Origin of the sequence: Psychrobacter sp. NG254, from assembly GCF_015277735.1 — a bacterium.
GTDB lineage: Bacteria > Pseudomonadota > Gammaproteobacteria > Pseudomonadales > Moraxellaceae > Psychrobacter.
Genome location: NZ_JADHDA010000001.1, coordinates 572,391 through 591,064 on the forward strand (window position 1 = coordinate 572,391; position 18,674 = coordinate 591,064).

The window sequence follows — 18,674 nt, forward strand, 5'->3', positions numbered from 1 at the left end:
GATAAAATTATGAAAACAAACGATGCTATTAGAGTCTTTGTTGGCTGTGACCCAAATAACTGTGATCTAGAGCAGATGATGGTGTTAGATTATAGTATTCACAAACACACCAGTGTACCCGTTGAGATAGTATGGATGCAGCTATCGCGCGATCCTAGTAGCTATTGGTATTCTAATCCCGAGGCTGGCGAGGGCTGGAATACTACTAAATGGTCGACACCTTTCTCAGGATTCCGTTGGGCAATTCCAGAATACTGCAATTATTCTGGACGAGCCATTTATATGGATGCTGATGTCATTATTTTAGATGATCTAGCAAAGCTATGGCAGCATCCTATTGAAGGGCAGTCCATAGTGGCGGCCAAAACGAATGCTGATATGACTCGTCTATGTACCTGTATATGGGATTGCGATGCTGCAAAAAACGTTGTTTTTCCTATCGAGAAACTTAGAAAAGATCCCAAAAGTCATAAAGAAATGATGGCTTTATTCAAGAAAAACACGCAATTGATTGAGTCTTATCAAGACAGTTATAACTGTATAGATGGTGAAAACTTAGCAGTAGAAGAAATCAAAATTTTGCATTACTCAGATATGGGAACGCAATTCAGTCATAAGTACTCGTTACCTAGAGTGAATGAGGAAGGAATCGAGCATTGGTTTGACGGAGAAGTTCTGCCACATCCAAGACAAGATTTGGTCGACCTTTTCGATGACTATTATAATGAAGCACTTACTGCTGGATATCATCTAGAGAGCTATAGAATTGAGCCTTTTGGTGCTTTTCCAAAGAAATCCCAGCAAGGCTATATTGGTAATAAGGTGACTCGTCCAAAAGCCTCCAAATCTCTATTTGCAAAATTATTCAAGCGTTGATTCATTTAACATAATAATATTTCACACACTAAATGAATAGAAATTCATCCATAGGTTATCGTTTATGAAGCAGCATAAAAAAATAGCGTTGCTCGCTATTAATTGTCTACAAGGTGGAGGGGCAGAGCGAGTTGTTCTTACTTTAGGACAGGGATTTTATGAATTAGGATACGAAGTACATATTTTAAGGTTTAAGCCAAGGGTCGAATATGATCTTAATCCAAACCTTATTTATCATGTGCTCAAATTCAAACCCTATAAGATGATACCAGGAGCACAGCGTCGCGATAAGTTTTTTGCTTATGCGGTAGATCGTTATGTCAAAAAAAATATTGGACAGCCTGATATCATTTTGTCGAACCTTGATCGTTCAGATAGTATCTTTAGCTACAGTAGCCTGCCGAATATCATTTATGTGATTCATAATACTTTGTCACTACTTTATAAGTTTGCAAAAACAGATGTGGGTCATCAGAGAAAAGAAAACTTTACGAGAATTTATTCTAAAAATCCTTGTGCCTGTGTCAGCAATGGCGTAGAAAGGGATTTTGTAGAAAACTTTGGTCATGTTACTTCAACAACGGCAATACATAATCCAATTGATAGAGACGGTATTCAAAAATTAGCTGATGCTTTTATTCCAGAATATCAAAATTATATTATTCACGTTGGCAGTTTTAAAGAAGCAAAACGTCACGATGTGCTTTTGAGAGCTTATGCAAAGACAGATCAGTCTTTACCATTGCTTCTTTTGGGCAAAGGCAAGCTTCAAAGTAAGATAGAGGAGTTGGTCGTAGAGCTCAAGCTAGAAGATAAGGTGGTTTTTTTAGGCTTCCATGAGAACCCTTTTCCTTATATAAAGCATGCGCAATTTAAAGTACTAACTTCTGACTGGGAAGGTTTTGCTTTGGTGATTGCAGAGTCTTTAGTTTTAGGAACACCAGTTATCAGTACTGACTGCCAGTCTGGGCCAAGTGAGTTATTGCCTCAGAAAAACCTAATGCCTATGAGAGACATAGATGCTATTGCAGCTAAATTAAGCTTAGCAATGAAGAATCCAGAGCAATTTCAGTCTGAATTTAGTGAAACGCTCCTCCCTGTCACAATAGCAAAGAAATATATTGAATTCGCATCGAATTTTGAGAATACAGATAAGGGATCTTAATCTAACCACCATTTGGACCAATCATCTCTATGCAATTGCCGTAGCGTGGCAAAAGCACTCTGATTATTCTGTAGTTTTTCGAATACAGCGAGCAGTATAGTAGTAGCTAATTTGTCGACTTTGTGGAATTTGTGATAGCGCTTGCGCATATTTCTCAGACTGTCATCGGTGCCGATACGAAAATAAGTGAGACCATCATATAAAGACAAGTCGCCGGCATACAGTATGTCGGTTTTTTCATCTAATAATGCTATGGGTTCGGCATCAGGAGGGGCTTGTAAAAAGTTTTTGGTCTCATAAGCTCGGACAGTATTCATTAGTGTAATGACATTCATCAAAATAGCGGCTCTATTGACGTTATCTGAGTGATCGATGAAAGTATCGCAGGCTGAAACTATCCAGCGTAGGGACAGGTTTTCTAATAAATAATGGTTCTCTGCCACCCACAGCCTTTCGAATTCTGCAAATATTTTGTCTATTTTGTATTTACGGCGCATCAATATAATGAGTGTATTGTGATAAAAGCAGAGTTCAGACTCACCCAAGGATTGATGCTTTAAGTTATTTAAATGACTTTCTAACGCTTTGCTCTTACGTTCGTCTGTCAGCGTCTCAACATCGCACATTGACTCTGTAATCATTGTTGCTTTCATGTCGTCAAAGCTTTTGCCATCATAGTTTTTGATAACCTTGCCCGCATTCAATCTTTTTTCACTTCGAAAGATTAATAGCAGTTTTCTTTGCCAGTTTGAAGGTGTAGTCATGTCACTAAAATCCTTTGAACAAATATGATACGATTAGAGCTTAAACGTCTATCTAAAAAATTGATACTAAAGTGGTTTATGAAATATTTTTATTCAAACTGAATAATATCGCTTATACCATTCGACAAATTTTGCGATTCCATCTTCTATATTGGTTTCAGGCTTAAATCCAATATCATCCACCAATTCGTCTATATCTGCATAAGTAATGGGCACATCGCCTGCCTGCATGGGTAGCAGGTTTTCATTGGCCTTTATACCACAAGCATCCTCGATGGCGGTGATGAAACGACGCAGCGTAATAGGTTGGTTATTACCGATATTATAAATTTTATAAGGGGCTGCTGCTGTCGTAATACCAGAGTGTTGGTTAGCCGGTACTTTTTTCATTACTCCTATGATGCCTTTAATAATATCATCAATGTAGGTAAAGTCACGCTGCATATCACCATTGTTAAACACATCAATCGGTTCACCAGCTAGGATTTTTTTGGTAAAAGAAAAATAAGCCATGTCTGGTCTGCCATAAGGACCGTAGACGGTAAAAAACCGCAGTCCTGTCGTAGGAATGTTATACAAGTGGCTATAACTGTGTGCCATGAGCTCGTTAGATTTTTTGGTAGCGGCGTATAGACTGATAGGAAAATCAACACAGTCGGCAGTTGTAAATGGCTGCTTGATATTCATGCCATAGACAGAGCTAGAGCTGGCATAGATCAGATGCTTGATATTATGGTGGCGACAGCCCTCAAGGATATTTACAAACCCGACCACATTTGAGTCAATGTATGCATTTGGGTTTTCGATAGAGTAGCGTACGCCTGCTTGCGCGCCTAGATTGATAACTGTATCGAACTGATAGGCGGAAAAAAGCTCAGCCATGGCTTTGCGATCAGCCAGATCTAGCTTAATGAACGTAAAATTTTCTAGTGTTGAGACGCTATTCAATATCTCTAAACGCTCTGCTTTTAGGCCTGTGTCATAATAATCGTTAAGATTATCAATGCCAACGATCAGCAATGCTTCATCAGATAGGTGCGTCTCTAACAATGCTTTGATTAAATGAAAGCCAATGAAGCCCGCTGCGCCAGTTACTAGTACTTTCATCAATCGCTCCCAAACAGATCTCTAGTAAATACCTTATCCGCCACATCTGCTATATCAGCAGACAAGCGATTTGCCACAATGACATCACTCATTGCTTTGAAGGCTTCTAAGTCTGTAATCACTCGTGAATTGAAAAAATTATCTTCTTTTAGTACGGGTTCATAAACCACGACTTCGATACCTTTGGCCTTAATACGCTTCATAATGCCTTGTATCGCGGACGCTCTAAAGTTGTCTGATCCACTCTTCATCACCAGTCGGTGTATACCGACGATTTTTGGCTGTCTTTCGATAATTTTATCAGCAATAAAATCTTTACGAGTTCTATTCGAGTCGACAATGGCCCTGATCAAGTTACTGGGTACTTCATCATAGTTTGCCAATAGCTGCTTGGTGTCTTTGGGTAGGCAGTAGCCACCATAGCCAAATGATGGGTTGTTATAATGATCGCCAATACGCGGATCTAAGCCAATACCTTCTATGATTTGTTTGGTTTCGAGCCCGAATGTCTGAGCATAGGTATCTAGCTCATTAAAATAAGCCACGCGCATCGCTAGATAAGTGTTAGAGAACAGTTTGATCGCTTCAGCTTCGGTCGACTTAACAAACAGTAGCGGCACCTCTTTTTTGATAGCGCCTTCAAGCAATAACTCAGCAAACTGCTGTGCCTGTTCAGATTGTGCGCCCACAATGATTCGAGAGGGGTAAAGGTTGTCGTGTAGGGCTTGGCCCTCTCGTAAAAACTCAGGTGAGAAAATAATACGATCCGTTTCATATCGCTCTCTGATACTAGCGGTATAGCCAACGGGCACAGTAGATTTTATGATAATAGTTGCTTGTTGATTGACCAATAATACTTGTTCAATCACAGATTCTACCGTTGAAGTATTAAAGTAATTGGTCTTTGCATCATAATCGGTTGGCGTTGCGACAATGATAAAATCTGCGTTTTGGTAAGCCTGCTCGGCATTGAGTGTGGCAGAAAAATTAAGTTCCTTATGTGATAAGAAGTCTTCGATATCTTTGTCTTCGATTGGCGACTGCTTTGCATTTAGCAGGTCAATCTTTTCAGCGATGACATCGACAGCGACTACTTCATTATGCTGTGCCAATAACATGGCATTAGATAATCCCACATAGCCTGTGCCTACTACTGCTATTTTCATAATATATCCAAATAATATTCAAGCATTGATAAAAAGAATTAATTTAAAATTGAGTAATGATAATAGTCATTCAACCATGGCTAACGTGTTTACCTAAGTTTAATCGCTAGTATGGCCTGCGACCGAATTGGGTAGATATTCTGAGAATTTATCTCTCATCGCCTGACTGATTTTTTGGTATAAATCTGGTTCAAGCAAATCCAAACTTTGAATGCAGCCATACTTTATAGTTTTATCTTCTAAATCAAGGACAAAATTTTCTACGCTGTCTTTGTTTTTTAGATAGTTGATAGACGTCTCAGGTTTTAAGTGTGCTTCATCTTTTTGAATTTTCAGATGATTCATCAGTGTTATAGGATTCACTTGCGCCACATCCCTAAATTTATACTTTATCTGCTCTGTTAGTAATTGAGGATGGGCTAATAAATGGTCTTTTAAAATCGTCTTATCGACAATATGAGGATAGTGATGAATCTCAAAAAACTGATCCATACCAAGTATTTTGGCACTTAACATCTGCGCTATCGTATGCCTTGGCTGTATGGGCGTACCGAATAATTTAAAGCGAGATTTTCGAAAGTTGAGCTTGGCATTTAGAGCCGCATTTTTGCGCCAATGACCATGGATCATTAGTTTCTCAGCATCTAAAAAATCATCTATCACTACTGGCTGATTAAAAAAGAAATCATCGTTCATATAGATAAAATAATCAGACAGGCCTTTTATATTCCATATCATGGTCTCAATTGATCGGGTATTAAAGGTGGGCAAAAACTGCTCATAGCCTGAAAAAATATCTTTGTGATCAACCACTCGTATGGTATCTGCTGAACAGATATTCTGATTGGCAAACTCATCGATGAATTCTGGTTGCTGCTGGTCTGTGACGATATAGATATGACGCACAAAAGGAACATACTTGATAATCGAGGCAATATTATAATATATCTCATCGTCGCTGGCGAAACGTGTTGCCGTTACCGCATCTGAAGCCACTGTTTTGCCTGATTTGTACTGTTCTCTTTTTTGTTTCAGGATAGGGTCTGTACCATCTACCCAAGCAATGACCACATCTAGCGTTTTATCATTAGGCTGTTTCATGACAGATCCTATTATTTTTATTAGCATCTAAATGCTTGTAAGATTAAAAGTGATATCAGTAAAGTAAGCATTTTTATGGTAGTTATTACTGACTGATATGACCATATAGTTAACCCTCTATAAAAGAGTGACAGCGTTAACCTCCCTTGAGGTATCACCTATACATCTGCGCTCGGTTGCCTTGACTCTCTTTTAAACTGAATCAACTATAAGTGAGGGTGATTCTACTATGGGCAATTATACCAGTCAGGCTTATACTCTAGCGAATACCTGTATGGGTATAAAAGTAGATGAGACTAGCATATAAAGCCAGAAAGCTGCAATCACTATGACTACCAATGATCATCCGTACTGACAAAAAAGTGAGATATGAATGCCACCCATTATTTTGTTTATTTTAAAAGCGCTTGAAGGCCGCGGTGCTGAGCGTATGGTCACCACATTAGCAAGTGCTTATGTGGACGTGGGATATCGTGTTCATATCCTGTGTTTAGAGCGGACACAGGATATGCCATTAGATGGCCGCGTTAGGTATCATATAGTGCCCTATGATGAGGTTTTTGCTGAGCAGAATCTCGACCCAGAATCTACGCAAGCACAAGCCTATGAAGCAGTCGCTAGGCGTATCGATAATTATGTACTCAGTCAAATAGGCGTGCCAGATCTAATACTGGCTAATATCTATAAAATAAACTGGATTATGGCCTATAGTCGATTACCCAACGTCGTGAATGTCCTGCACACAGCATTATCTAAGCAGTTTCAACGTCAGCTATCAGAGACACCAGACCAAACGATTCATCATCTAAAAATGGTCTATGGCACGCATCCTTGTAGCTGTGTGAGTGAAGGGGCACGGCAAGACTTAATCTCTCTGATTGGCCAGATTACCAAAACCACGACTATTTATAACCCCTGCGATGCGACAGATATCAAGGTTAAGTCACTGGAGCCATCATGTCTCGAACCGTTTGGCTTAATAGACAAACAGTATATGATTCATGTCGCGTCATTTGACACCATGAAAGGTCATAAAGAGTTGCTACAGGCTTATGCCAAAACAGCGCGAAAGTTGCCATTAGTATTGGTAGGCAAGGGCAAGCTTGAAGATGAGATTAAGCAGCTCGCGGCCGAACTTGGTATTAGCGACTGTGTCAGATTTTTAGGGTTTCAAGCCAATCCTTATCCATTGATTGCCTCAGCAACACTGATGGTCGTGACATCCAAGTTCGAAGGTTTTGGCTATGTCATCGTCGAGGCGCAGGCGTTAGGAGTGCCAGTGGTTAGTACAGACTGTCCGTTTGGCCCAAGGGAACTGTTACCAGCTAAAAACTTGATACCAGTAGGGGATATCACTGGACTGACCCTACTCATCGATCAGGCCATAGACAACCTGACGCACTTTATAGTACCGCTGAATCCGCAGCTATTACCTAAGCACATCGCACAGCAGTACTTAGCGTTTGGGTCAGTAATAGAGGGAAAAATTGACTGATATTAGAGACTGTCAAATAATGTTCTAGAGACAGGAGAGTGATTGATGACAGGTACGCCGTGCGCTTTATAGGTTTCACCCAGTAAATTGAAGGACGGTACGATACGTTCGCTCATGACTTTACTTAGCGTACTTGGTGCGCTGTTGCTTTTGTTTTCATAAAAACGTGGCTGGTCACTGTTGAGTAAGTCGATGCCATATAGGTGAATAGCCACTACCTGACGAGAAAAAGCCAGCTGAGCAGCCACATAAGCGACCGTACCGGCTTCTACAAATCCATGAGTGATGTTCAAAGAGACACCAATCTCGGCAGTGTTATGACGCTTATCAATAATAAAGTTTGGATGATTGATAAAGTATGACAACGGCATTTTTTTATTCAGACGTTTTTTCTTAAAAATCAGTTTATTGAATAACAGCTTATTTGATTTGACACCCCAAGGTCTATCTACTGGATATAATACCCGCATGGCATGATGATGGTTGCGCATGATATCAGGATGCGTTGTCGCCATCGCTTCAAAGACGGCTAGGGTGGCATATAGAGGTTGCCCTGTATAATACTGCCGTAAGACTTCAGGATTATGACTGATAAAGCGCGCGTCACTGATGACATAACCGACGATATCAGTAAAATCATGCTGATCTGCAAGGCTAATACTGCCATTGACAAAAATAGTAGGGGTGTCTAGCAATGTTGATAATGATAGATGATGTATGGAGGGGCCTGAGGCAATCACATTGACACTTTTGCCATGCAGGCTTTGTGCTGGGTCATTGGCATTGAAAGCATTGATAACGACAGATTCACTATCAATGCTAAACCTGACGGTAGCTGGTAATCTCAAATATAGCGCCATACTATTTTCCAGTAGTTGACTGTCACTGCGCCTATTCTATACCGTTATCGATTGCCTTTAAACTGTTTATGAGACCGTTAAGTATATAAATATTGTTGCTTTTCAGACCGTTACTGCCAATGATCTTTTAACCATGGGCTTGGTTTGACATGGCGATACCATTTGCCGCCGCTACCGGCAATGGCATCTGGTGGATTGATTTCACCATGAAAAATAATGATTTTTGCGTTGTCTGGCAAACTGGGCGTGCGTACAAAATTGAAAGGAATAGGAGCGATACACTGGTACTTAAAGCTCACGCACCAGGTTTTATCCCAGTATTCTAAATGATGGTGTTCGCGGAGATAGTTTGATAGATAAGCCTGTTCATGACGAACTTGGGTGCGAATGGTGTCAAAGTTACGCTCAAAGTTAGATAACAAATCGGGATAGGTGTTCAGACCGATATTGAAACGGTAGACAGAACTGTTACCTATCATGCGCCACGGTTTTTTCCAGTCGCGAATGATGACAACACTGTCTTTATGCTGGGCTTCATAAGTAAAAAAAGCATCAATATTATCGACAATGACAATATCTATATCCAAAAACAGTGCCACACCTTTAAGGCCATATAGCTCAGGCTTGAAGGTTGTCAGTTTTTTCCAGCCCCGCTCAGGACCCGCAGGCAGATCCATTTCTGGTATAGGGTGACAAGTAATAGCAGGATCAATGCCCATACTGTCATCGGTCAAGCAAATCATTTGAAAGTCTAAGCTTAGATGACGGCTGACCATATTGTACAGACGATTGACGTATTCAGGACCGTACTTTTTGCCCCATTTCATACAAATAACATAACGCTGACGGTTAGCATTATCGTCTGTTTGGATAGAGTTGCTCGGTACGGTTTTGGTTACGTCAGTTGTCATAATGCACTCTTATTGAGATAAATGAAGGACTAATAAGAACGATGAGCTTGAATAAAGGCTTTTAAGGTTGCTTCATCGGTTCGATAAGGATTGCCTAGTGTTGGTATGCGCTTAAAACGTCGATAGCCCCACATATAATGACTATAGTGGTCGCTAATCATCTGCTCCATGGCTTGATTGAGCGCATGTGTTGCCGTTTCGGCATTGCGATCATAAAGTGCGGGATTATCCAGCTTATAGCAGTGGATATCAAAACCTTGTCCATCATCTCGGCGAATACAGGATAAGCCGACTAGTGCACATTTGGTTTTGCTGGCCAGTTTGGAGGCGAGCGTACTGGTCAAAGTATGCACACCGAAAAACGGCACTACTACGCCACCTGACGGCTCTGGGACATGATCTGGTAGCACGATACTAAAACCGCCTTGCTTGAGCGTCTTAAACACTGCTTTGACACCGCTGCCATCTGTCGGTACCAAAGTCGCATTGAGGCGTGAACGTCCTTGCAGTACAAAGTTATTGGTAATATCGCCTTTTACTGGTTTGTACATGATGGTTGGCGCACCAAACTGATTAAGCCAAGCATTCATCATCTCCCACGTACCCAGATGTGGGACGATGGCCAGCATGCCATTAGGATTGGCAAGCCCCTCTAACAAAATGTCTTTGTTGTGGACATCACGAATCTGAGCAATGCTCCATTCAGGTGGCATTGCCCAGCTTTTGATAGACTCAATACTGGTCAAACACTGATGATAAATAATGTCTTTAACCAGCTGGTGCTTTTGGTGTTCAGGGAGTGCCTGAGCGATGAGTGCCATATTAATATGCACAGTACGCATGATGCTGAGGCTCGGTATCTTTATGATCACCCAAGCGACAAAACGTGCCAACGTCTGCAATACAGACAGTGGCACGAATTTGAAAAGATGGTATGGATTCATAACCACTCGCATGGTGATGAATCACATAACACATACAGCAGATAATAACGTTGCATCATCAAGCTGCTTATTGAGCAGGCTTGTTGGCATCGGCTTGTGCTTTTTCGCGCACACGGATACCAAGATCACGTAGCTGCTTGCTATCAACTTCAGCAGGTGCTTGAGTAAGTGGACACTCAGCAGTTTTGGTTTTTGGGAACGCAATGACATCACGGATAGAGTCTGCGCCTACCATGAGCATAATCAGACGATCCAAACCAAATGCTAAGCCACCATGCGGAGGCGCACCGAACTTCAATGCATCCAGTAGGAAACCAAACTTGTCTTCAGCTTCTTGCTCACCGATACCTAGTGCATCAAGCACCGCTTGCTGCATATCGTACGTATTGATACGTAAGCTACCACCGCCAACTTCTGTACCATTTAATACCATATCATAAGCGATAGATAGAGCAGCTTCTGGGTTGTTTTTCAGCTCATCGACTGAGCCTTTAGGCTTAGTAAATGGATGATGCATTGAGGTCCAGCGACCATCGTCAGTCTGCTCAAACATTGGGAAGTCAGTGACCCAAAGTGGTGCCCACTGGCAGGTCGTCATCTCAAGGTCTAGACCGATTTTTTGACGTAGTGCACCGATTGCATCGTTCACGACACTGGCTTTATCGGCACCAAAGAAGATAATATCGCCATCTTCTGCAGCAGTACGCTCGATTAGGCTAACCAGTACATCATCAGTCATGTTTTTGATGATTGGAGACTGTAGGCCAGAATCTTTGTCCACACCATTGTTGATGCTGCTAGCGTCATTGACTTTGATATAAGCCAAACCACGTGCACCATAGATACCAACGAACTTGGTGTAAGCGTCGATTTGCTTACGGCTTAATGAAGCGCCACCAGGGATACGTAGGGCAGCCACACGACCTTTAGGATCATTAGCAGGACCTGCGAATACTTTGAAGTCGACATCTTTCATCAAATCTGCAACGTCGACCAATTTTAATGGAATACGTAAGTCAGGCTTGTCTGATGCATAATCACGCATGGCTTCTGCGTAAGTCATACGAGGAAACTGTTCAAACTCAACGTCCATCATAGTCTTAAACAAATGCTTGATAAGGCCTTCGTTGATGTTCATGATTTCTTCTTCGTTTAAGAAAGAAGTTTCGATATCCACCTGAGTAAATTCAGGCTGACGATCTGCACGTAAATCTTCATCACGGAAGCATTTAGCGATTTGATAATAACGGTCAAAACCTGACACCATTAATAACTGTTTAAACAGCTGTGGTGACTGCGGCAATGCAAAGAAGTTACCTGGACGGGTACGTGATGGTACGAGATAATCACGCGCACCTTCTGGCGTCGCACGAGTCAAGATAGGAGTTTCAACGTCCAAGAAGCCATGGTCATCCAAATAACGACGAATCGTTGACGTGGCTTTGGCACGGAACACCATACGTTCTTGCATTTGCGGACGGCGCATATCGAGATAGCGATACTTAAGACGCAAATCTTCTGATACCGTAGTTTTTTCGTCATTTAATGGGAAAGGCGGCGTTTCAGATTTCGCCAGCACTTCAATCTCTTTGCCTAGCAGCTCAATCTGACCACTGGTCATATTATTGTTTTCAGTACCTTCATAACGGCGACGTACACGGCCTGTTATTTTTAGCACATATTCAGGACGTACTGCATCAGCAGTCGCAAATGCTTCTGGCGTATCAGGGTCAACCACCACCTGTAATATACCAGCGCGGTCACGCATGTCTAAGAAGATCACGCCACCGTGATCGCGACGACGATGTACCCAGCCTACGATGCTAATGGTTTGATCAATGAAGCTCTCAGTTACGGCTCCGCAATATTCGTCTCGGTATTCGCTATGCGTCATAGTGCTTTGCGTCATAATATAATTATCCAGTTATCAGCCCAATTCGAAATACAATAATGCAGCCATAATTGTGTGTTTCAAGATAATCGTGAAAAACACACAAACAACGCGATTATGACAATGGGTCATCACGTTGGCTACACAAAATTTATTATAAAGGCATATTATGCCTAATCTGCCCTTTTTATACAACCTGCTGAGTCCAATCAACGTAAAGCCATGCACAAGTATCTGATGTATGTATCTATCCCTCTTTATATTGAGCAAAAGATAACTGTCTCGCTTGAAAATAGAGCGAGTCGTGCCTATATCAACCGCACGCTAATAAAAACAGCCATACTGATATATCTACTGACTTGAGGATTTGTAATCATGCTATTTCATCCAACCAAAAACCCTGTTGAACTGCGAGTTATCCATCTAAATAAAAATCAAGAGCACCGCCGTGAAGATTTAATGGAAGCCACTCAAGGTAAAGCGGCGCTTAAGCAGTTTAGAAAAACGATGGCTAAGAAAGCCAAACAGGCGCTAAAAGTAAAAACCAAGAATAAGAAAAAACATACTGATGATAAAGCACAAGTCTTTGTCCTTGATTTTGATGGTGATATTAAAGCCACCGCAGTCAAGCACTTGCGTGAGGAAATTAGTACGTTGATCAGTAGCGCGAATAAGGGTGATGAAGTCATTGTACGTCTTGAGTCAGGCGGTGGTGTGGTACATGGTTATGGTTTGGCCGCCGCACAATTGGTTCGCTTAAAAGATGCTGGTCTAAAACTGACTGTCTGTGTGGATAAAGTTGCCGCGAGCGGTGGCTATATGATGGCTTGTGTCGCAGATAAGATAGTGGCAGCACCATTCGCTATTATTGGCTCAATTGGTGTGGTATCACAGTTGCCAAACTTTCATAAATGGCTAAAAAATCATGACGTCGATTATGAGATGTTTACTGCGGGCGACTACAAGCGTACAGTCACTGTGTTTGGTGAAAACGATGCTGAAGATCGTGCCAAGTATCAAGAAGAACTGGAGCAGACACACGAGCTATTCAAACATTTTGTCAATAACTACCGCCCAACACTCGATGTGGCAAAAGTGGCCACTGGAGAGCATTGGTATGGCGAAGATGCGCTAAAACTCAATTTGATTGACAGTTTGCAAACATCAGACAGCTATATTTTAGAGCGCATGGAAGACAGTGAAGTGTATGCACTACATTCACGTCAAAAACCAACACTCGCTGAAAAGCTAGGACTAGCGCAAGCAGCTGAAGCAACATTGAGCATGGCGGTTGATAAACTGCCTGATGCACTGGCGCGTTTTGATTTAAATAGTCGCTTAAATATTCTGAAATAATGTTAACTATCATTGTGATAGTGAGTTTATAATATTGTAGAGTTCAAATGGTCTTCTACACATTGTTTGAGTTTTGTAAAAGGCGTGGCCTAGCTGGTCGCGCCTTTTTGCTGTTTATTGATAATTGCTGTGTTATAAATGTAGCATACGGAAAACAGTATACGTACGTGCACTAAAGCTCTAGTAGAGCTTTTTATCAACACTTGATTTAGACAATCAATAAAGAAAAGGAAGTCATTTATGTCTAACGACAATTTAATGTTTACCGCAACAGAACATGGTCAAGCCATGCATGCCAAAGTCAAAGCGTTCATTGAAACGCACATTGAGCCAATCGAAGCGCGATTCTGGGAAGAGTGTCATAAGAAAAATCCTGACGGTAATTGGGAAAACTGGGAGTGGCCAGAAGCCTACGAAAACCTGCGTAAGCAAGCACGTGAAGAAGGCTTATGGAATTTATTCTTGCCTGATGACATCCTAGGTGCAGGGCTTTCGGTCACTGATTACGCGCCTATCGCAGAGCTAACTGGACGTAGTTTGCTTGCGCCTCATGTATTCAACTGTAATGCGCCTGATAGTGGCAATATGGAGCTGTTGTGGCGCTACGGTACTCAAGAGCAGCAAGACAAGTGGCTCACACCAATCTTAGAAGGTAAGACGCGCTCTGTATTTTGTATGACTGAGCCTGATGTAGCATCAAGTGATGCAACCAATATGGAAGCAACCGCTGTAGTCGATGGTGATGAGATTGTCATAAACGGTAGCAAATGGTGGTCATCTGGTCTTGGCGATCCTGCGGTTGATATTCTAATTGTCATGGCATATACCGCTGATGAGAGCGCAGACCGTCATCATCAACATTCAATGGTGCTTGTACCAGTCAAAACGGCGGGTGTGAACATCAAACGTATGCTCAAAGTATTTGGTGATTATGATGCACCGCACGGACATGGCGAGATTAGCTTTGAGAATGTACGTGTGCCAGTCAGTCACTTCATCGGTGGACCAGGTAAAGGTTTTGAAATTGCGCAAGGTCGTTTAGGGCCAGGACGTATTCATCATTGCATGCGTTGTATCGGTGCTGCTGAAAAGTCTCTTGAATTGGCTGTTAAGCGTGGTATGTCACGTACTGCCTTTGGTAAGCCATTACTACAATTGGGTGGTAACTTTGAGCGTATCGCTGAAGCACGTATTAAGATTGACCAAGCTCGTTTGATGACCTTATATGCTGCACAGAAGATGGATGCTCACGGCACCAAAGCAGCATTGACTGAAATCTCTGCTATCAAAGTCGTGGCGCCAACGGTACTACAAGAAGTAGTCGATATGGCCATTCAGATTCATGGTGGTATGGGCGTCTGCCAAGACACATTACTACCAAACTTCTATGCTCAAGCACGTGTACTACGTTTAGCAGATGGCCCTGATGAAGTACACAAAACCATGATTGCCAAACTAGAGTTGAAACGTCAAGGCTTTAGCCGTTCTACTAAGTCTGAAAAAGCTTAATATTTATATGGATAATGGGCTAGGCAGAATGACTACAATTTCGCTGCCTATCCGCCGCTACAATGTCATCAAAATTAGGATGGTAATGCGGTAATTGAAAGTTCACTACTAATCATTTAGTGGTGAATTTTTCATCACTACTGATGTCTTATTACTAGGGCGTGTCTTCATTTTAAAAATGGTGATAAATTGCCGTCAAACAAGAAAAGTAGCGTAGATAGTATCGGAATATTAATCAACTATTTGACGATGTTTGGCAAGATTTAGCCCTTTTTACCTCATCTAGATGATTATTGAGTGAATTAAAGACCCGCCCTAACACATATTATAAAAATAAATGACCAAATGATAAGGACTGTCTCATGGCAATTGATAACCCTGCCGATAATACTGGCATTAAAAATACCTCAACGAATAATAAAGTATTAGACACAGGCGGCGAAGTACGTGATGGCGAAGAGCTCGATGCCAAAGCCGTTAGCGAATGGCTTCGTAGCCAAGGCATCGATGTGGTAGGTGAACCTACCGTCACGCAGTTTTCAGGTGGTGCATCGAACTGGACTTATCGCTTACAGTACGAGGGCGCAGGCGATGACAAAGGTCAAGATCTGATATTACGCCGTCCACCAAAAGGCACCAAGGCCAAGTCTGCTCATGATATGGTACGCGAACATACGGTCCAAAAAGCCTTAAATGAAGCCTATCCTTATGTACCAGAGATGATCGCGCTATGTACAGACGAATCAGTCATTGGCGCGGACTTCTATGTGATGGAGCGCATGGAGGGGATTATTCCTCGTGCTAACCTGCCAAAAGGTGTCGATTTAGACCCTGAACAAATTCGTTTGCTTTGTACCAATGTTTTAGACGCTTTGGTTGAGCTGCATCAAATAGACTATACCGAGCACCCTGATTTGGTTGATTTGGGTCGCGGTGACGGCTATTGCGGGCGTCAGGTGAGTGGTTGGGATAAGCGCTATGTCAAAGCAAAAACACCTAATGTGCCAAGCTTTGCATTGGTCAGACAGTGGCTTAACAAACATACCCCTGCCGATAGCAAAACCTGTATTATTCATAACGATTGGCGCTTTGATAATGTGATACTCGATGTGGCTGATCCCACCAAAGTCATTGGTGTTCTTGACTGGGAAATGGCCACCCTTGGTGATCCATTGATGGATTTAGGTAGTGCATTGGCTTATTGGATTGAAGAAGATGACAATATTGTGATGCAGCAGTTCCGTCGACAGCCAACCCATTTAGAAGGTATGATGACACGCGATGAAGTGGTTGCTTACTATCTTGAGCAATCAGGCTTAGAGATAGACAACTGGACTTTCTATGAAGTGTTCGGCTTGTTCCGCCTATCAGGCATCATTCAGCAGATTTACTATCGCTATTATCATAAACAAACCACTAACCCTGCTTTCAAAAATGCGTGGCTTGCCATTCATGTCATGCATGCTAAGTGCCTCAAGCTTATTGCTCAGTACGAGGGTGAAGCACTATTCAGTGCACACGTACAGCCGCATTTAGAAGACATGGGTATCGATGCCGCTACCATCGAACAGTTACCAAGCCCTGTACAAAAAGTGATTAAAGGTATTTTACCAAAAGGTTATCTTGCCAAATCCTCTCAGTCACCTGACGCGTAAACATCCAAAATAAACACGCTGGAAAATATGATAAAGGGCATTATTTTATGACAACCATACTCTTAGCACGTCATGGTCAAGCATCTTTTGGACAAGAAAATTACGATCAGCTCTCAGAGCTTGGTACGATTCAAGCGCAAATGTTGGGTCAGCATTATGCCACCACACAGCGCCGTATTGATGCAATATTTACTGGTAGCTTGGTGAGGCAACAGGACTCTGCTCACCATTTTTGGAAACGCTATGAGCCTTCTATGACGGCCAATGGCGACTCTGTTGTACCAGCAATCAATCTGGATGAGCCTTCTGGTTATGTATTACCGCAGTTTGATGAATTCAATCATAAAGACGTGTTTGTAAAGTCTGCAAATGCTGCTGGCAACCGTGCTGAGATATCGACTGATATGGCTAAGTCAGAAATGCCAGCCACCCGTCTGGCAGAGCTATTTGACCAAGCGATGCAGCGTTGGCATGCAGGGGACAATGATCAGGATTATATTGAGAGCTGGCCACAGTTCCATAACCGCACTCAACAAGCACTTGAACAAATACGTACCAAAATAACCAGTTTGGGTTTGGGTCATGACAGTACCGTGCTGGTCTTTACTTCAGGCGGTGTCATCGCCGCGATTACTGCACAGTTATTGAAACAAGGCAGTCAGACCGCTTATCAGTTAAATAAAAGCTTGGTAAATACTGGCGTGACATCTATTACTCTAAAAGACCAAAGTAGCCGCTTATTATCATTGAATGAATACAGCCATTTGTTTTCTGAAGGCAAACGCTTTGTGACATGGCGGTAATCTTGAGCATGCTATATTAATAATGCCAGTCGCTAAGTTCTATAATTACTGTTATCGTCAGAATTGATGACAATTATGGGCCACAGGGTAGGCATTACATACGCTTGTGTTTTATAAATATGAGCGTCAAAAAGTTGATTCTGCTCAATATTGGTACACCAAGGATTGTCTATGAAAAATAAGCTAATAAGTTTGGTCACAAGCAGCGCTCGTGCACGCAAAAATAAGATTGCCAGTGCGATTCAGCCATCACGTTATTTAAAAGGCTTACATAAGCAACAAATAGGCAAAGGCAAAACGGTACTCGTCACAGGCGCAAGTTCAGGTCTTGGTGAGGGGATGGCTAAGATTTTTGCTGAGCTCGGTTATAATCTTGCAATATGTGCACGCCGTACTGATCGTTTGGAGCAGCTAAAATCAGAGCTAACCGCCCAGTATCCGAATATTCGTGTTGAATATCGTGTACTGGATGTCAGTGACTATGACACGATTTTTGAGGTGTTTGATGCATTCGCTGCTGACTTCGGACGTATTGATCGAGTCGTGGTCAATGCAGGCGTTGGTGACAGTCGCCGCATTGGTAAAGGGCGCTTTGATACCAACCGCCATACGGTTGAGATCAATTTTATCTCGGCATTGGCTCAATGTGAAGCGGCCATGAATATTTTTCGAGCGCAGAACAGTGGTCATCTAGTGGTCATCTCTAGCATGTCAGCAATGCGCGGTTTGCCTAAGCACTTGACTGCCTATGGCGCGAGTAAAGCGGGCTTGGCTCATCTGGCAGAAGGCATTCGTTCTGACATGCTCTTGACTAAACTGCCGATCAAGGTTTCTACTATCTATCCAGGCTATATTCGTACCGAAATCAATGAGAACGCCAAACCCTTGCCATTTGAAGTGGACACAGATACCGGAACCAGAGCAATTGTCGCGGCGATTGAAGCAGAAGTAGACGAGGCTTGTGTGCCAAGTATGCCATGGTCGGTAGTTGGTCAAGCGATGAAACATTTACCATTACCAGTGATGAGTCGTTTAAGCTAACATAGTCAAGTCCATATAAATCCGCTACAT

At 42.2% G+C, this 18,674-nt stretch carries 16 protein-coding genes; 8 read left to right on the forward strand and 8 right to left on the reverse strand.

The annotated features are described in order from the left end of the window. Nucleotides 1–9 precede the first annotated feature (9 nt). Nucleotides 10–876 carry a glycosyltransferase gene (locus IP510_RS02305; RefSeq protein WP_194363168.1) on the forward strand — a complete coding sequence of 289 codons (867 nt, stop codon included), beginning with the start codon at nt 10–12 and terminating at the stop codon, nt 874–876. 64 nt (nt 877–940) lie between these two features. After that, nucleotides 941–2,041, forward strand: a complete 1,101-nt coding sequence (locus tag IP510_RS02310; protein ID WP_194363169.1) for a glycosyltransferase — start codon at nt 941–943, stop codon at nt 2,039–2,041. Here the strand turns inward: IP510_RS02310 and IP510_RS02315 are convergent. The 4 genes from IP510_RS02315 to IP510_RS02330 all read right to left on the reverse strand — a co-directional run bounded on the left by IP510_RS02315 (nt 2,038) and on the right by IP510_RS02330 (nt 6,179). After that, the gene (locus IP510_RS02315) at nt 2,038–2,805 is read right to left on the reverse strand and encodes a hypothetical protein (protein ID WP_194363170.1); all 768 of its coding nucleotides are present in this window, start codon (nt 2,803–2,805) and stop codon (nt 2,038–2,040) included. The two genes, IP510_RS02310 and IP510_RS02315, sit on opposite strands and share 4 nt — an antisense overlap. 93 nt (nt 2,806–2,898) lie before the next feature. Next, nucleotides 2,899–3,912 (reverse strand): NAD-dependent epimerase/dehydratase family protein, encoded by a 1,014-nt coding sequence (locus tag IP510_RS02320; RefSeq protein WP_194363171.1) that lies wholly within the window; start codon nt 3,910–3,912, stop codon nt 2,899–2,901. Then, nucleotides 3,912–5,078, reverse strand: coding sequence for a nucleotide sugar dehydrogenase (locus IP510_RS02325; protein ID WP_194363172.1), 1,167 nt, complete (start codon nt 5,076–5,078; stop codon nt 3,912–3,914). The genes IP510_RS02320 and IP510_RS02325 overlap by 1 nt, the downstream gene beginning before the upstream one ends. Nucleotides 5,079–5,177: 99 nt before the next feature. Next, nucleotides 5,178–6,179 (reverse strand): Stealth CR1 domain-containing protein, encoded by a 1,002-nt coding sequence (locus IP510_RS02330; protein WP_194363173.1) that lies wholly within the window; start codon nt 6,177–6,179, stop codon nt 5,178–5,180. 373 nt (nt 6,180–6,552) lie between these two features. On the opposite strand from IP510_RS02330, the gene IP510_RS02335 reads away from it, so the two are divergent. Continuing rightward, nucleotides 6,553–7,674 carry a glycosyltransferase gene (locus IP510_RS02335; protein ID WP_194363174.1) on the forward strand — a complete coding sequence of 374 codons (1,122 nt, stop codon included), beginning with the start codon at nt 6,553–6,555 and terminating at the stop codon, nt 7,672–7,674. 2 nt (nt 7,675–7,676) lie between these two features. Here IP510_RS02335 and IP510_RS02340 read toward each other — a convergent pair whose 3' ends face one another. From IP510_RS02340 to aspS, 4 genes are all read right to left on the reverse strand, one after another. Beyond that, on the reverse strand, nt 7,677–8,522 hold the full coding sequence (locus IP510_RS02340) for a hypothetical protein (RefSeq protein WP_227669420.1): 846 nt from the start codon (nt 8,520–8,522) through the stop codon (nt 7,677–7,679). 122 nt (nt 8,523–8,644) lie between these two features. Next, nucleotides 8,645–9,361, reverse strand: a complete 717-nt coding sequence (locus IP510_RS02345; RefSeq protein ID WP_265087551.1) for a glycosyltransferase — start codon at nt 9,359–9,361, stop codon at nt 8,645–8,647. A 113-nt stretch (nt 9,362–9,474) separates the two neighbouring features. After that, the gene (locus tag IP510_RS02350) at nt 9,475–10,389 is read right to left on the reverse strand and encodes a lysophospholipid acyltransferase family protein (protein WP_194363177.1); all 915 of its coding nucleotides are present in this window, start codon (nt 10,387–10,389) and stop codon (nt 9,475–9,477) included. Between the two features lie 67 nt (nt 10,390–10,456). Beyond that, the gene (gene aspS, locus IP510_RS02355; protein ID WP_194363265.1) at nt 10,457–12,283 is read right to left on the reverse strand and encodes an aspartate--tRNA ligase; all 1,827 of its coding nucleotides are present in this window, start codon (nt 12,281–12,283) and stop codon (nt 10,457–10,459) included. 372 nt (nt 12,284–12,655) lie between these two features. Here aspS and sohB point away from each other — a divergent pair, with 372 nt between their 5' ends. The 5 genes from sohB to IP510_RS02380 all read left to right on the forward strand — a co-directional run bounded on the left by sohB (nt 12,656) and on the right by IP510_RS02380 (nt 18,644). Further along, the gene (sohB, locus tag IP510_RS02360; protein WP_194363178.1) at nt 12,656–13,636 is read left to right on the forward strand and encodes a protease SohB; all 981 of its coding nucleotides are present in this window, start codon (nt 12,656–12,658) and stop codon (nt 13,634–13,636) included. Nucleotides 13,637–13,894: 258 nt separating this feature from the next. After that, nucleotides 13,895–15,145 carry an acyl-CoA dehydrogenase family protein gene (locus tag IP510_RS02365; protein WP_227669439.1) on the forward strand — a complete coding sequence of 417 codons (1,251 nt, stop codon included), beginning with the start codon at nt 13,895–13,897 and terminating at the stop codon, nt 15,143–15,145. A 362-nt stretch (nt 15,146–15,507) separates the two neighbouring features. After that, nucleotides 15,508–16,800 carry a phosphotransferase family protein gene (locus tag IP510_RS02370; protein WP_194363180.1) on the forward strand — a complete coding sequence of 431 codons (1,293 nt, stop codon included), beginning with the start codon at nt 15,508–15,510 and terminating at the stop codon, nt 16,798–16,800. A 47-nt stretch (nt 16,801–16,847) separates the two neighbouring features. Then, nucleotides 16,848–17,603 (forward strand): histidine phosphatase family protein, encoded by a 756-nt coding sequence (locus IP510_RS02375; RefSeq protein ID WP_194363181.1) that lies wholly within the window; start codon nt 16,848–16,850, stop codon nt 17,601–17,603. A 171-nt stretch (nt 17,604–17,774) separates the two neighbouring features. Next, the gene (locus IP510_RS02380) at nt 17,775–18,644 is read left to right on the forward strand and encodes an SDR family oxidoreductase (RefSeq protein WP_194363182.1); all 870 of its coding nucleotides are present in this window, start codon (nt 17,775–17,777) and stop codon (nt 18,642–18,644) included. The last annotated feature ends 30 nt before the right edge of the window (nt 18,645–18,674 follow it).

Bases quoted from the DNA above. Each gene is read 5' to 3' on its own strand.
- IP510_RS02305 (WP_194363168.1), top strand. From the start codon at position 10: ATGAAAACAAACGATGCTATTAGAGTCTTTGTTGGCTGTGACCCAAAT.
- IP510_RS02310 (WP_194363169.1), top strand. From the start codon at position 941: ATGAAGCAGCATAAAAAAATAGCGTTGCTCGCTATTAATTGTCTACAA.
- IP510_RS02315 (WP_194363170.1), bottom strand. From the start codon at position 2,805: ATGACTACACCTTCAAACTGGCAAAGAAAACTGCTATTAATCTTTCGA.
- IP510_RS02320 (WP_194363171.1), bottom strand. From the start codon at position 3,912: ATGAAAGTACTAGTAACTGGCGCAGCGGGCTTCATTGGCTTTCATTTA.
- IP510_RS02325 (WP_194363172.1), bottom strand. From the start codon at position 5,078: ATGAAAATAGCAGTAGTAGGCACAGGCTATGTGGGATTATCTAATGCC.
- IP510_RS02330 (WP_194363173.1), bottom strand. From the start codon at position 6,179: ATGAAACAGCCTAATGATAAAACGCTAGATGTGGTCATTGCTTGGGTA.
- IP510_RS02335 (WP_194363174.1), top strand. From the start codon at position 6,553: ATGCCACCCATTATTTTGTTTATTTTAAAAGCGCTTGAAGGCCGCGGT.
- IP510_RS02345 (WP_265087551.1), bottom strand. From the start codon at position 9,361: ATGAAATGGGGCAAAAAGTACGGTCCTGAATACGTCAATCGTCTGTAC.
- IP510_RS02350 (WP_194363177.1), bottom strand. From the start codon at position 10,389: ATGAATCCATACCATCTTTTCAAATTCGTGCCACTGTCTGTATTGCAG.
- aspS (WP_194363265.1), bottom strand. From the start codon at position 12,283: ATGACGCATAGCGAATACCGAGACGAATATTGCGGAGCCGTAACTGAG.
- sohB (WP_194363178.1), top strand. From the start codon at position 12,656: ATGCTATTTCATCCAACCAAAAACCCTGTTGAACTGCGAGTTATCCAT.
- IP510_RS02365 (WP_227669439.1), top strand. From the start codon at position 13,895: ATGTTTACCGCAACAGAACATGGTCAAGCCATGCATGCCAAAGTCAAA.
- IP510_RS02370 (WP_194363180.1), top strand. From the start codon at position 15,508: ATGGCAATTGATAACCCTGCCGATAATACTGGCATTAAAAATACCTCA.
- IP510_RS02375 (WP_194363181.1), top strand. From the start codon at position 16,848: ATGACAACCATACTCTTAGCACGTCATGGTCAAGCATCTTTTGGACAA.
- IP510_RS02380 (WP_194363182.1), top strand. From the start codon at position 17,775: ATGAAAAATAAGCTAATAAGTTTGGTCACAAGCAGCGCTCGTGCACGC.